Raw genomic sequence first — 12,491 nt, 5'->3', positions numbered from 1 at the left:
CTGCAGCGGCGGCCCGTGGCGGTGCCGCCATGGCGGGCAGGGCGTCCACAGCCTACGGCCTCAGCGCGGCCGGAGAGTCTGGCTTTTCTGGCGTCGCATCCGGGCTCGGCGGTGTCATCAGAGCCGGCGCCCAAGGTGCCATCTCACCGCTCAAGCGTGCGGCCAATAATGCGGCAGGCAGCATGAAGCACAGCTACCAGTCGGGCGCTCGCGCTGCCTTCGAGACGACGGGCGGGTCATCCACGGCTGGCACAATCGGCGCGAACGCGCCCGAAGCCGGCTCCGCACCCGTCGCGTCCTCCGCAACCGAAAGTCAGCCAGCCTGGGCGAAGCGCATGAAGCGCTCGCAACAGATGACCCATGGCGTCCAGGCCGCCGCCCACGCCGTTCGCAGTGGCGACAGCCATGGCAGCGGCTCCTCGATCAACCTCTCTGAAAGTGACTGAGCATGTTCAAACGACCGTCCACGCACTACGGCAAGTCCCCACAACCCGAGACCCCCTACCAACGCGCTGCCCAGCTCTGGGACGAGCGCATCGGTTCGGCTCGCGTGCAGGCGCGCAACTGGCGCACCATGGCCTTCGGTTGCCTGGCGCTCGCCGCGGGGTTCTCGGCCGCGCTCATCTGGCAATCCGCCAAAGGCTCGATCATGCCTTGGGTGGTGCAGGTCGATCGTCTCGGCCAGGCGCAGGCTGTGGGACCTGCGGTCGGCGACTATCAGCCAAACGATCCGCAGATTGCCTTCTACCTGGCGCACTTCATCGAACAGGTGAGGTCGATCCCCGCCGATCCGGTCATCGTGCGGCAGAACTGGCTGCGCGCCTACGACTTCGCGACGCAGGGCGGGGCGCTGGCTCTCAACGACTATGCGCGCGCCAATGACCCGTTCACCAAGGTCGGCAAGCAGCAGGTCGCCGTCGATGTGTCGTCGGTCATCCGCGCATCGCCGGTGAGCTTCCGAATCGCCTGGGTCGAACGCCGCTATCAGGACGGCTCACTGGCTTCCACGGAGCGCTGGTCCGCCATCCTCACCATTGTCGTCCAGCCCCCGCGCGACGCTGATGCGCTGAGGAAGAACCCGCTTGGAATCTACATCAACGCCATCAACTGGTCGAAGGAGCTTGGACAATGATGCCCGTACTCTGCAAAGCCGCCCCCTGGGGGCGTCCGGTTTTCCTCATCCACGCAATGCCGGCCTTCCGCAAAATGGCCCTTCCAGCGCTTTTGCTTTGCACTTCGGCGCTTGCGGGCTGCGCCACCAGGCAGAAGCCGCCGGAGATTTCCTATGACGATCCGGTCCCGGCCGTGCATGCCGTCGATCCGCCACCGCCCGTCAAGGTGGTGGAGCTGTCGAAGCCGCTGCCGCTTCCAGGCCAGTTGAAGCCGGTCGGCAAGGCCGCAAAGCCCGACCCGGAACCGACCGATCCGACCGCGCGCGTGAACTTGGCCAATGCGGCCGCGCGCGTCCAGCCTGTCCGCAACGGCTTCATCAACTCGATGCAGGTCTATCCATTCGTCGATGGCGCGCTCTATCAGGTCTATGCCTCGCCGGGGCAGATCACCGACATCGCGCTCCAGCCCGGCGAGCAGCTCGTCGGTTCCGGTCCCGTCGCCGCCGGCGACACCGTGCGCTGGATCATCGGCGATACCGAGAGCGGTACGGGCGCGGCCAAGCAGGTCCACATACTCGTCAAGCCGACGCGCGCCGACCTTCTCACCAATCTCGTCATCAATACCGATCGGCGTACCTATCACATGGAACTGCGCTCGACGCCGTCGACCTATATGGCGTCGGTTTCCTGGCAATACCCGCAGGACCAACTCATCGCCTTGCGCAGGCAGAACCAGCAAGCTGAGGCTGCACAGCCGGTCTCGACAGGCATCGATCTTTCTCGCGTCAATTTCCGCTACGAGGTGACGGGCGATCGCGCACCGTGGCGGCCGCTGCGCGCCTTCGACGATGGCAAGCAGGTGTTCATCGAGTTCCCGCGGGGCATCGGCCAGGGTGAGATGCCGCCACTCTTCGTGGTAGGGCCGGAAGGCGACACGTCCGAGCTGGTCAACTATCGCGTGCGCGGCAACTACATGATCGTCGACCGGATGTTTGCCGCCGCCGAGTTGCGCCTCGGCGCCGGCAAGAACCAGAGGCGCGTCCGCGTCTCCCGCACCGATGGGGTAAGGAGCAGTCGATTTTCATGGATGCATGGCCCTGGTGAGACCCCGCCAGCGACGAACCTCCGAACAGGCAGGGGAGGGTCGTCATCATGAGCGACAAAATGGATCCCGGGAAGAAAGAAGGCCGGGGGCCGGCGAATGACGCCCGGCCGGAGGCACCGGTCGAGGATGACGCCCGGCCGTTGACAGGTGAGCCGGCCGCGGCCATGCGGCTGCGCGCCGAGCCGTCGCGCGTGACGCGTCTGTCCCGCAAGGCGTTGGCCGGATTGGGGCTCGCCGCTAGCCTCGCTGTCGGCGGTGCGCTGATTTACGCGCTTCAGAACCGTCAGCAAGGCCAGGGTCAGGAGCTCTATTCAACCGATAATCGTTCGACGCCCGATGGGCTCGCCGGTCTGCCAAAGGACTATACGGGCGTTCCAAAGCTTGGCCCACCGCTTCCCGGCGATCTCGGCCGCCCGATCCTCAACGCGCAGAATGGCGGCCCGGCGAACGGAGCGCCGTCGTCGGGCTCGGTCGGACCGGATCCAGAGGAACAGCGCCGGGAGCAGGAACTGGAGGCGGCGAGGACCGCGCGTCTGTTCGCGTCCACGCAAACGCGGCCCGCTAGTGACGCGACTGTCGCTCGAGCCACGACAGACACCATGCCACAAACCGATCTCGCCAACCTTGGCCTCGCGCCGCAGTCAGCGACGCCCTCGGCGCAAGACCGCCAACTTGCGTTCCTCGACCAGCCGCCTGACAAGCGCACCGTCTCGTCGGATCGTGTTGCGGCGCCGGCGTCGAAAAACGTCCTGCAGGCGGGCGCCGTCATCGCAGCTGCCCTCATCACTGGCATTCGCTCAGACCTGCCCGGTCAGATTACCGCGCAGGTGACGGAGAATGTCTATGACAGCCCCACCGGACATATCCGTCTCATTCCGCAGGGGACGCGCCTCATCGGCCAGTATGACAATGGGGTCGGCTTCGGCCAGCGTCGCGTGTTGCTGGTATGGACCAGGCTGATTTTTCCTGACGGCCGCTCCATCGTTCTGGAACGTGAGCCTGGCGCGGACGCTGAGGGCTATGCCGGTCTCGAGGACGGCGTCGACTATCACTGGGGCGAGTTGTTCAAGGCTGCAGCACTTTCCACGGTTCTGAGCATCGGCGCGCAAGCAGGCTCATCGGGCCAGGAGAGCGACATCATGCGCGCTCTTCGCCAGGGTGCTTCCGACAGCATCAGCCAGACAGGCCAGCAGATCGTCCAGCGGCAGCTCAACATAGCGCCGACGCTCACCATCCGACCGGGATTCCCGGTGCGGGTGATCGTCACACGCGATCTCGTGCTCGAACCTTATGGGGGGCTGAAATGGCCAAGCTGAAACTGGGGCCAATCGCTGACGACAAGCCTGTCAAGGTCATGGTGGAACTCCCTGCGGCACTGCACCGTGATCTGACGGCTTATGCCGAGATCCTCGGCCGCGAAGCGGGGCAACGGCCCGCCGATGCGCCGCGCCTCATCGTTGCGATGCTGGAGCGGTTCATTGCGACGGATCGAGGCTTTGCCAGGGCAAAGCGTTCGGAGGGTGGTTAGAGGCTGGACGACTGAAGTCAAACCGGGTCAGTCGCACCTCCCAGTCATGGCGTGACTTCAGAAATCGCGCCGCGGCGTCCCGAACTTCCTCCATTGACAGGGGTAGGCCCGGGTCGCGTTGCGGCCACCAGGTTTCTTGCGGTCCCAACCAGCCGCAAGAGCGCGCGCTTTGGGTTCGATTCAAGCCACACTGCCTTGATCCAACTGATGCTGCTCTGCCCACGGATCGGTTTCCACACTGTGGCGTCGATGGCGACTGTCCTGGCAAAACCCTCGCCCGCCAGAGTGACGCCTTGACCGAGTTGCACCTTGAGGATGACAGTTGCTTCGCTGGCGCGACATATCTGGATAGCGGGGCCACCATTCGCAGCGATATGCTCCAGCAATTGCGGATCCCGGGAGGATTCGCCTGAAACCAGCAGACAGGTATCTGCAAGATCTGCCCATCTGACCGCAGGCTTTTCTGCAAGCGGATGGTAGCAGGGCAGGAGAACGAACAAGCGCTCGTGCGCAAATATCTCGCTACGGCACAGGGCGGCGTTCTCAAGCCCGTGCGTGAAGACGATGTCGAGGCGCCGGCGGCGTATAGCCGCCAGGCACTGTTCGAGTGGAACGTCTTCGATCTCGACGCACACGTCTGGATGTAAACGGCCAAAACGATCGATGAGACGTGTCACGAACGTGCGCCCCATCTGGGCGCATAATCCTATCCTGAGCGTTTTGACATCCTGTTGACCGCGACTACCTCCAGCCAGTGCATGCTGCAAGCCTTCATAATGGGCCCGGACAAGATCGACCCAGGCCCGGCCTGCCTCGGTCAGCCGAACGCCATGGACGTCGCGGTCAAACAACTGCATGTCGAGCAACTGCTCGAGAGCTACGACGTTGCGGCTGACACAGGATTCCCTCACTCTGAGAACTCTTGCAGCCTGCCTGAGGCTGCCATGGTCGACAGCTGCGAAGACATGGTCCAAACGGCGGAGCGTGTTGTCGACCTGTCCCAAGGCTGAGGAGCCTATTCCTGCGCGGCAGGGACGCTAACGGGCAGGGGCGGACACAAGCTCGTTTCGTAGACGTACTCGTGCGGAATGGCCGGAGTGGCCATCTGGGAGAGGTACCGGTTTAGGTTTTCCTCGCTATTGCTCGCCGCCAGGCTACAGAAATTTCCGCTGTTCCACGTCAGTGAGCAGTAGCTGAAATGCTGGCGTATGGCGTCGGCCATCTGTGCCAAGGTCACCTCATTGCCGAACATCGTATCCAGAACGAGGGTTTGCTTCTTCTCGATTTCGTCTGGGGGAAAATAGCGCGCCTTGAACCCAAAATCCTTCTGGTATTCGCGACGCCTGTAGTCCGGCTCCTCGGTTGCCCGGAGCTTTTCGACGAAGACGAAGATTCCGTCCTGCTTGAGGTGCTGGGTCACGAATTCGATCTGTCCCACTCTGTTCGGCGAGTACATCTGAAAGGTGGTATCTTCGAGAATGATGTCGAACCCGTGGGCAAAATTTGCCAGTCGCGGATCTGAACGCAGGACGTCCTTTGTCAAATGATGAAAGGGGCCGACGAAGAAGTCAGCGTGCGGCGGTTCGCCATAAGCCATGAAGCAATTGTAATTCTCCGCGTTCGGGCTGCACGACAGTGTGCGTATCTGTCCCTCCGACAGTTCGGACAGTGTCCTCGCCATCGTGCCTTCCGCTGTTCCAAGGCTGTATAGCGAATGCGGACCACCACGATCCCGTGCGTATTTCAGCATTGCGTAGGCCGTCCGGCACTCCTCCTCCAATCTGTAGGGAATGCTGCCGTGATAATGCTGGTCAAAAAAGCCTTGTCGTGCCGCATGCAGGCTGACCAGGCCGCGCAGCAGTTCATCGCTCGGAAGAAGGCGGGCGTCGGCGACGGGCTTGCGGATTGGCATCCCGCTCTTGCCAGCGGCGGTCGCCGCGAAAAAGCCTGCCAGTCCGTTGATCCGTGGGCCGTGGTCGCACTCAGCCAGAAAGTCGTCGAGTCCACGCATCGCAGTATGCCTCCAACACCGTTCCATTGGTGAGATGCCGATACGTCGATGGGGGAAATTCCACCAAGATAAGTGGGGTCTAATATTTCACCGGGCTCAAGTATTGGCTGAGCCAACTGGTAGGCCTGCCGGATACAGGCGGCTTTCACTCGTTTGCCATTTTTTCGCTAAAGTCACATCTTCTACCAATCCAGAGTTATTTGCGTGTTGTTCAGCAACCCATGGTTCGCCACATCATGCGACGACTGGCCGCTCGCCAGTAAGGAGGCTGCGGATACGTGGATACTCTTGCCCTCGACCCGACCGAGAACCGCCGGTCACGCCACCAATCGCTTGCCCACAAGTATGAGAATTGGGGCAGCGTACGGGCGGACGTGGTCAAAAGAACCGGGCTTGAGCGCCAGGAAACAAGAATCCTGCAGCCAAACCATTTGTTCCTGATGAACCTGAAGGGCACGGCGTGCCGCGGAGAAGACATCGTGGATGGGCGCCGGATTGCCTTTTTGCCGCGCCGGGCCGGTTCGATAATCTTCATGCCCGCCGGCAGTGATTGGAATGGGTGGGACGAGGGGGACGCGACCGCTTCCTACCTCCTAGTCTCGATTGCAAAAGAGTTCGCCGACGATGTGTTTGCGGGAACGGCTCGCCATCGCCCGGCAGTGCTGCCGCCGTCGATCGGGTTTCGGGACGGCACTGTAGAGTTGGCGTTGCAGAGGATTGCCTTGGAGCTCAAGCAGCCTGACCCCATCAGCGCAACGATGGTGGAGTGCCACGCCACGCAATTGCTCGGCCAAATGTTGAGGTTGAACGGCTTCCATCAGGAGCCGGCAAAAGGCGGTTTGTCATCGTTCGATCTCAAGCGGGCGGTGGACATGATCGAGACGTTGTCGGACGGCAGACCTACGCTCGCCGATCTGGCGAAAGAGATTGGGGTTAGCCGGTTCCATTTCTGGAGGGCCTTCAAGCAGTCGACAGGCATGACGCCGCACGCATTCATTGCGCAGCGACGGCTGGAGCAGGCCGCGGACATGCTGCGATCGACCAGTCTGTCGGCGACGGAAATCGCGATGGAATGTGGTTTCGGCAGCTCGAGCCATTTCACGACCGCCTTTAAGCGGGCATTCGGCGCGGTCCCGACGGAGTTTCGTCGTAACTGCAGAATCTAGCCCGCCGCTTGTCGGTTCTCAGCAAGTATCGGAAAACCCCAACATCACAGTAAAGCAGGCTTGGCGGAAGACGGTATCCGTCGGCGGTCAGCCGGATACGCCGCTCATGTCAAACCTGGTTCGAGTTCATCATGGCAAAGGACGGGCCGGCCGGTCCAGTCCCTGCCTCGGATTCCTGGCCAGCACGCTATCGGCGGCCGTTGCCCGAAACGGCTACTACATCGCATCCGCCTGGATTCTCGTCGAGCGAGGGTACGGAACCGCCGGCGTGGCGACGTTCCTTGCGATCGTCAGCGTTGTCGAATTCATCGCGAGCCCTCTGGCCGGTGTAGCGGCGGATCGATTTGACAGGCGATGCTTGAACGTTGCGGCAGACCTCAGCCGCTTCGTCGTTATGCTGGCTACCGCTTGCGCGCTTCTCGACATGGACGTGTTTGTGATTATCTGTCTGTCAGCGGCCCTCTTTTCGTTTTGCGACCGTGTCGCGCTTACAAGCTCTCAATCAATGATCCCCGTGATAGCTGACGGCCGCGATCTTGTAGCCTCGAATTCCGCCGTCTTCTTCGTCATGCAGGTCGGCAATCTCGGCGCAGCTTTGCTTGCAGGGCCTTTGCTGCATGATCGCTCCCCAGTCCTGCCATTCACCGTTATTGCTGCCTTCTTTTTGTTTTCATCGGGCTGCCTAGCCTTGATGCGGCTGCAACCGGTTTCGCGTGATGTCCGCTTCGCCAAAATCTCGGCAGCACAATTAGATCCAAGCCTGCGTCGTCTCATCGGCGTCTACGCGCTTCTCTACACAAGCGCGGTGCTTGTCAGCGTCATGGGATCTAGCTTCGTCTTCCAGGAGCAGAAGGGTACTGCCGCGGATTTCGGCTACCTTGAGGCTGCATGGTCGGCGGGCTCACTGATCGGTGCGGTCTCTCTATTCCGGATTGAAAGAGCGATGAGTACCCACGTGCGGCATCTCATGCTTTTGGGCTTAACGGCGCTGGTACTCATGGCGCTGGCATCTCTGCCCACGCCCTGGACAGTGATCCTTTTTGTCGCGCTCGGATTTCTATACAATCTTGGACGCGTCAGCGTTGAAGTCACATTGCAGTCGCATGTATCCATTTATCTTTTGGGCCGGGCCAAAGGCATTATGCATAGTGTGGCCGTGGTGCTCGGTTTACTCATCTTCGGCATCGCCGCCGCTGTCGGAGATCGAGCATTTCCTTCGACGATTTTCTTGAGCTTTGGCGTGGCGCTCCTCGTCAGTATTTTGTGTTTGAGCGTGGGTGTAATTCAGACACGAGAAAAAGGTGAAACGTGAGGTGGAAGAGCTAACAGCAGGCGTAGATGCGAAACAGGCAGTCCTGGGGTCGCTGACGGCACTCTACCCCTGGATGAGCCCATACCATTCCCGGCCGATCCGTGATTATGCGTTTCGCCTGTTTACGGCGCCGGCTTCGGTTCCCATGCCAGAAATCCGGCTCCGAGCCTTCACCAAACTACTCGACATCATCAGGAAGGCAGCGACACGAAACGGGTTGTCTGCCGATACCGCCTTGGAAATCTGCAGGGATTTCCAAAGGCGCCGCGTGTTGCAGACAGGCCCTCATTTGTTTCTCCTCCTGGAGCCGGAAGCCTATTATACGCATATCTTCAGCCTCCTTGGTCTCTCGGCGCATGGCTGTTCGACCTACGTTTCCTACGCCGTTTCGACGGTGAATCTCGTCGAAAAGCCACGCAAGGGACCAGGCTGGATCACCGTTGACGGCAAGCCGGTCAACGTCTTTGGCCTGAGCCGAAGCCGGATGATCGGATACAGCCTGCTAGCCGGGCCGGGACCTTACAGGTTCGAGTTGTTACCGACGGAGCCAAGCACTGGCGGAGACGCGCTCACGCTGCTTCGTAGCCTTCTGCCGAAGACGCAATTCGAGCGGCCCGCGCACGCCATCAAGGCAGCCAATCTCATCCTTTGGCCAAAAATGTTCGGAGGCCGCTTCGCCTTCCTGCAGATCGACGACGAGGATGTTGCCGACCTGGTGGCCAACCATCTGTCGGAGGAAAATTCCTGGCTACGCATGAGACTGCTGGAAGACCCGAAGTTCGCTTCCAACATCCTTGCCGGCCTCGACGGACTCGCGTCTGGCCCGTGGAGTGGCTGGCTCGCTCGGGGTACTGATTTCTTCTGGTTCTATGAAAATGGCAAACGCCGTCCGCTGCGTCTGATCGCCGGCGAACTCATCGATCCTGCGACCGGTATGAAGGTGGCGTGCTTCACAGCCCCCGACATTCTCGAGCGGCTGGCAAACCGCAGCCTTGTCCCGAATCTCCTGCTGATGTTTCTGGTTTTGTCGATCCTGCCCGGCGTGCGCGCGCTTGGAGGCAGCTATCAGCCGATCTACTACCCCCTGATGCGCTATGTCGTCTGCCGGGCGCTCAAGGCCGCAGGTGTGGATGAAGATCTTCGGCAGGCTCTCGCAAACGAGGACATACCGGGTGCCTGGGGACATCGGGTAATTGAGTGTGACGATGATCCGCTCGAACTATTCCTAAATGGCAGGAACCGTGGGTTGATTGGTCTTATCGACCGCCTGGGCGACATTTCCTTCGCCGAGGCATGTGGAACCATGAGAGGCTTCGTGACTGATCCGTCGTGGCATGAACTTCACAGCCGGTTGCGGAACGGGCTGATTGCGCCGACCGATGAGGAATGGGCTTTTTCCTGAAAGGTCCTATGCACTTCCTATTTGTACGCCGGTTACGAATGGCAGCTTTGCGCCCCATGTCGGTCATTGAGCAAGCCATAGTTGCATCCGAAAGCGGACACTTCCGCCAACGGCCACCTTTGCGCTTACCGGCTATCCCAACGGAGCAACAGGCGGTTACGCTCGACGCCGCTCGGCGCCTCGGTAATCGACGCTCTTCAAAATTCAGCCTGGATTGGTGCCGTACTGACGAAGCCAGTAGCACTAACGCCTTCCCGCCCTGGGCCGCGTTCGCTATGTCTGGCCGCGCCGTCCGCCTTGGATCCACCTGATGTGCCCAGGACAGCTTGTATGACCACAAGCTAATATGCTACCTTGCACAATGCGCGGATTGCTGGCACTTGGAATGCTGGTTTTGGCGGCTACAACAGCAGCCGCAGGTGAGCAGTTGTTCGACTCCATCGCCGCCGGCGACAAGGGTGCCGTGGAGCAAGCCCTGGCAGGCGGTGCCGACGTCGACAGCCGGGCGCGCGACCAGGCAACGCTGCTCATCGCTGCAGCGCTCGATAACCAGCCGGAAATCGCCGACTTCTTGCTGGCCAAGGGTGCCGACATCATGGCGCGTAACTCGGGCGGCTTTACCCCGCTTCATGCGGCGGCCTTCTCGGGCAGCCTGCCGATCGCCAAGCTGCTGCTGGAAAAAGGCGCGGTGCTCGACGATGCCGCCAACAAGGCGGGTGCTACGCCGTTGCTGGTGGCCGGCGAGGAAAACCACATTGAACTGGCCGAGTTCCTCATTGCGAAAGGTGCCAATGTGAACCATGCCGAGGGGCATGGCTACATGCCGATAACGCGCGCATTCTGGAAGGGCAACACGGATATCATACGACTTTTCAAACGCCATGGTGCTACCTGCCAAGCCAAAATTCTTGGCAAGGCGAACGCGGCGAAGTGCGCCGAGATCCACGATTAACGGAGGATACAGATGAGCACGATGATCAAGCCACGACTGGTTCGGAGTTTGGGGACGGCTGCCCTGGTCGCGGCAGCTGTGGTCGCCGGCGCGGGATCGGCATGTGCCGACGATTCGGTAAACACCGGCTATTTTGGTGGTGTGGCGATCATGGGCTACGACACGGTCGCTTACTTCACTGACGGCAAGGCCGTGAAGGGCTCCGAAGAGTTCACTTATGAATGGCTGGGGACACCTTGGCATTTCGCCAGCAAGAAACACCAGGAAATGTTCATGAGCGAACCGGTCAAGTACGCTCCTCAATATGGCGGGTACTGCGCCGGCGAAGTCGTGGGCGGGGGGGTCACGGTCAATGTCGATCCTGAGGCATTCAAGATTATCGACGGCAAGCTCTACCTGATCTACGACGTCGACAATGCGGATGATTTCGCCGCGCATGCAGCTGAAAATATCCCGAAAGCCGATGCCAACTGGCCGAAGGTCGCGGCCAATTTGGAACTCGATCACTATCATTGAGACGCGCGTGTGCGTCTACCGAACCACGGTGAAGTGAAACACCTTGCTTGTATTGGCATAGGAGTAGCTTTTGCCGGCTGCGTCGTTGCGTCTGTAGACGGGACCACAGTCGGGGCGACCGAACAGGTTCTCGCTCTGCTCGCACAACAGATCGCCATCGACGTAGACGGTCTCGGTGACTAGCCGCGTCGTAGAGCGGAAGGCCGCCTTGCCGTCGCTTCCGATCTGAAGGAAGGCTGGTTGGAGACCGGGTTCGATCTGGCCTTGCAGTGTATGGCCAATGACGAGGGACGCGATCTCGGCACCCTTTAACTGGTCCTGTTCGGCCGGGGTAAAGCCGAAGCGCCATTGGGGGAGGCCCGCCTGGCGCAGTGCGGCGACGAGTATCGCCAGATCCTGCGGATTCCGAAAATGTGCATGAGTCATCTCCCACCCAGCCAAAGAGTCCACGTAGCTGGACCCTGCTACGAGGCGGAGCCCCTCGGCGATTGCGGCTTTCGCATCCGGTAGGCGGCCGCCGCGGACATACGCCGCAGCGAGCGTAAACCGAAAGTTGCCAACCGTGGACGCATCGTCGCGTGTGTGCTCGAGAGTCTCGATCGCTTTCTCGACATTGCCCTGGAGCAGAAAAACCAGCCCAGCAGTTTCCCGGTTGATCGCTGAGAGGTCGGGGTCGAGCCTGAGCGCCGTCTCGACCGCAGTGGCTGCCTCGGCATGATTGCCGGCGTAGAACTGAACATATCCAAGGGCTGCTTGCGCCTCTGCATCGCCCGGACCGATTGAAACAGCCTTCTTGGCAGAGGCAATCGCATCTTCGTAGCGGCGATTCACGACCTGCATGATCCCAAGAATAGCATAGGGCGACGAAAGGTCAGGGTCGAGTTCCAAAGCTCGGCTCGCCTTCTCATATGCTCTCTTTCGTGCTGGCGCGCTCTGGATGACGTCGTTGAAGGCCTCCCGCCAGATATAGATTGTGGTGCGCGCGTCGGCCGCGAAGGCTTCGGCAAAGGCGGGGTCAAGCTCCTCCGCCTTGTCGTAGAGCGCAAGCGCCTCCCGCAGCCCGGCCTGCAGGACGCTGCGTGACGCCGTCTCGGCTTGTAGATAGTAATCATAGGCCTCGAGATTGCTCGTCGGCGGCCGCGCCATGCGCTCGCTTTCCGCTGCCGAAGGTTGCATGCCAAGCGCCTTGGCGATCTCGCCGCTCATCTCGTGTTGGACGGCAAACACGCCGGCCATGCCACGGTCGAACCGGTTGGCCCACAGATTGTCGCCCGTTGCCGTATCGATGAGCTGGGCATTGAGGCGGATCTGGTCGCCGGTGCGGCGGACGCTCCCCTCGACAACGAAGCGGACGCCAAGGTCGCGCGCGACGTCCGCCAGCGCTGCA

12 protein-coding genes and 1 pseudogene are annotated in these 12,491 nt (G+C 61.0%); 10 read left to right on the top strand and 3 right to left on the bottom strand.

From position 1 onward, the window contains the following. The 5 genes and pseudogenes from X726_RS0136905 to X726_RS137855 form a co-directional block, all read left to right on the top strand. Positions 1–446: pseudogene (locus X726_RS0136905) on the top strand (P-type conjugative transfer protein TrbL); the annotation flags it as partial. A 2-nt stretch (positions 447–448) separates the two neighbouring features. Beyond that, positions 449–1,132: a conjugal transfer protein TrbF gene (gene trbF / locus X726_RS137840; protein ID WP_023673791.1), complete on the top strand. Its 684-nt coding sequence runs from the start codon at positions 449–451 to the stop codon at positions 1,130–1,132. Beyond that, positions 1,129–2,268 carry a P-type conjugative transfer protein TrbG gene (trbG, locus tag X726_RS137845; RefSeq protein WP_023697519.1) on the top strand — a complete coding sequence of 380 codons (1,140 nt, stop codon included), beginning with the start codon at positions 1,129–1,131 and terminating at the stop codon, positions 2,266–2,268. The genes trbF and trbG overlap by 4 nt, the downstream gene beginning before the upstream one ends. Beyond that, positions 2,265–3,533: a TrbI/VirB10 family protein gene (locus tag X726_RS137850; RefSeq protein WP_023673789.1), complete on the top strand. Its 1,269-nt coding sequence runs from the start codon at positions 2,265–2,267 to the stop codon at positions 3,531–3,533. Before trbG ends, X726_RS137850 begins: the two co-directional genes overlap by 4 nt. Then, complete coding sequence (locus X726_RS137855; RefSeq protein WP_023673788.1) at positions 3,521–3,745, top strand: DUF2274 domain-containing protein; 225 nt, start codon at positions 3,521–3,523, stop codon at positions 3,743–3,745. The genes X726_RS137850 and X726_RS137855 overlap by 13 nt, the downstream gene beginning before the upstream one ends. A 44-nt stretch (positions 3,746–3,789) precedes the next feature. Here the strand turns inward: X726_RS137855 and X726_RS1000000170125 are convergent, their stop codons facing one another. Together X726_RS1000000170125 and X726_RS137865 are read right to left on the bottom strand one after the other, a co-directional pair. Beyond that, positions 3,790–4,749 carry a LysR family transcriptional regulator gene (locus X726_RS1000000170125; protein WP_084631001.1) on the bottom strand — a complete coding sequence of 320 codons (960 nt, stop codon included), beginning with the start codon at positions 4,747–4,749 and terminating at the stop codon, positions 3,790–3,792. 11 nt (positions 4,750–4,760) lie between these two features. Then, positions 4,761–5,756, bottom strand: coding sequence for a class I SAM-dependent methyltransferase (locus X726_RS137865; protein WP_023673785.1), 996 nt, complete (start codon positions 5,754–5,756; stop codon positions 4,761–4,763). Between the two features lie 278 nt (positions 5,757–6,034). Here X726_RS137865 and X726_RS137870 point away from each other — a divergent pair, with 278 nt between their 5' ends. The 5 genes from X726_RS137870 to X726_RS137890 all read left to right on the top strand — a co-directional run bounded on the left by X726_RS137870 (position 6,035) and on the right by X726_RS137890 (position 11,104). After that, positions 6,035–6,922 carry an AraC family transcriptional regulator gene (locus X726_RS137870; RefSeq protein WP_023673784.1) on the top strand — a complete coding sequence of 296 codons (888 nt, stop codon included), beginning with the start codon at positions 6,035–6,037 and terminating at the stop codon, positions 6,920–6,922. 106 nt (positions 6,923–7,028) lie between these two features. Further along, positions 7,029–8,234 (top strand): MFS transporter, encoded by a 1,206-nt coding sequence (locus X726_RS137875; protein ID WP_023673783.1) that lies wholly within the window; start codon positions 7,029–7,031, stop codon positions 8,232–8,234. After that, positions 8,224–9,636 (top strand): hypothetical protein, encoded by a 1,413-nt coding sequence (locus tag X726_RS137880; RefSeq protein ID WP_155921727.1) that lies wholly within the window; start codon positions 8,224–8,226, stop codon positions 9,634–9,636. The genes X726_RS137875 and X726_RS137880 overlap by 11 nt, the downstream gene beginning before the upstream one ends. A 361-nt stretch (positions 9,637–9,997) precedes the next feature. After that, complete coding sequence (locus X726_RS137885) at positions 9,998–10,588, top strand: ankyrin repeat domain-containing protein (RefSeq protein ID WP_031214344.1); 591 nt, start codon at positions 9,998–10,000, stop codon at positions 10,586–10,588. A gap of 12 nt (positions 10,589–10,600) precedes the next feature. Beyond that, on the top strand, positions 10,601–11,104 hold the full coding sequence (locus X726_RS137890; protein ID WP_031215615.1) for a YHS domain-containing (seleno)protein: 504 nt from the start codon (positions 10,601–10,603) through the stop codon (positions 11,102–11,104). 15 nt (positions 11,105–11,119) lie between these two features. On the opposite strand, the gene X726_RS137895 is transcribed toward X726_RS137890, so the two are convergent. Beyond that, positions 11,120–12,310, bottom strand: a complete 1,191-nt coding sequence (locus tag X726_RS137895; protein WP_348626790.1) for a tetratricopeptide repeat protein — start codon at positions 12,308–12,310, stop codon at positions 11,120–11,122. Positions 12,311–12,491 lie beyond the last annotated feature (181 nt).

It is taken from the genome of Mesorhizobium sp. LSJC285A00 (assembly GCF_000503155.1).
GTDB lineage: Bacteria > Pseudomonadota > Alphaproteobacteria > Rhizobiales > Rhizobiaceae > Mesorhizobium.
Note: the sequence above shows the minus strand (reverse complement) of the source record. Positions and strands in the feature narration are given on the sequence as shown.

Bases quoted from the DNA above. Each gene is read 5' to 3' on its own strand.
- trbF (WP_023673791.1), top strand. From the start codon at position 449: ATGTTCAAACGACCGTCCACGCACTACGGCAAGTCCCCACAACCCGAG.
- trbG (WP_023697519.1), top strand. From the start codon at position 1,129: ATGATGCCCGTACTCTGCAAAGCCGCCCCCTGGGGGCGTCCGGTTTTC.
- X726_RS137850 (WP_023673789.1), top strand. From the start codon at position 2,265: ATGAGCGACAAAATGGATCCCGGGAAGAAAGAAGGCCGGGGGCCGGCG.
- X726_RS137855 (WP_023673788.1), top strand. From the start codon at position 3,521: ATGGCCAAGCTGAAACTGGGGCCAATCGCTGACGACAAGCCTGTCAAG.
- X726_RS137865 (WP_023673785.1), bottom strand. From the start codon at position 5,756: ATGCGTGGACTCGACGACTTTCTGGCTGAGTGCGACCACGGCCCACGG.
- X726_RS137875 (WP_023673783.1), top strand. From the start codon at position 7,029: ATGTCAAACCTGGTTCGAGTTCATCATGGCAAAGGACGGGCCGGCCGG.
- X726_RS137885 (WP_031214344.1), top strand. From the start codon at position 9,998: ATGCGCGGATTGCTGGCACTTGGAATGCTGGTTTTGGCGGCTACAACA.
- X726_RS137890 (WP_031215615.1), top strand. From the start codon at position 10,601: ATGAGCACGATGATCAAGCCACGACTGGTTCGGAGTTTGGGGACGGCT.
- X726_RS137895 (WP_348626790.1), bottom strand. From the start codon at position 12,310: ATGAGCGGCGAGATCGCCAAGGCGCTTGGCATGCAACCTTCGGCAGCG.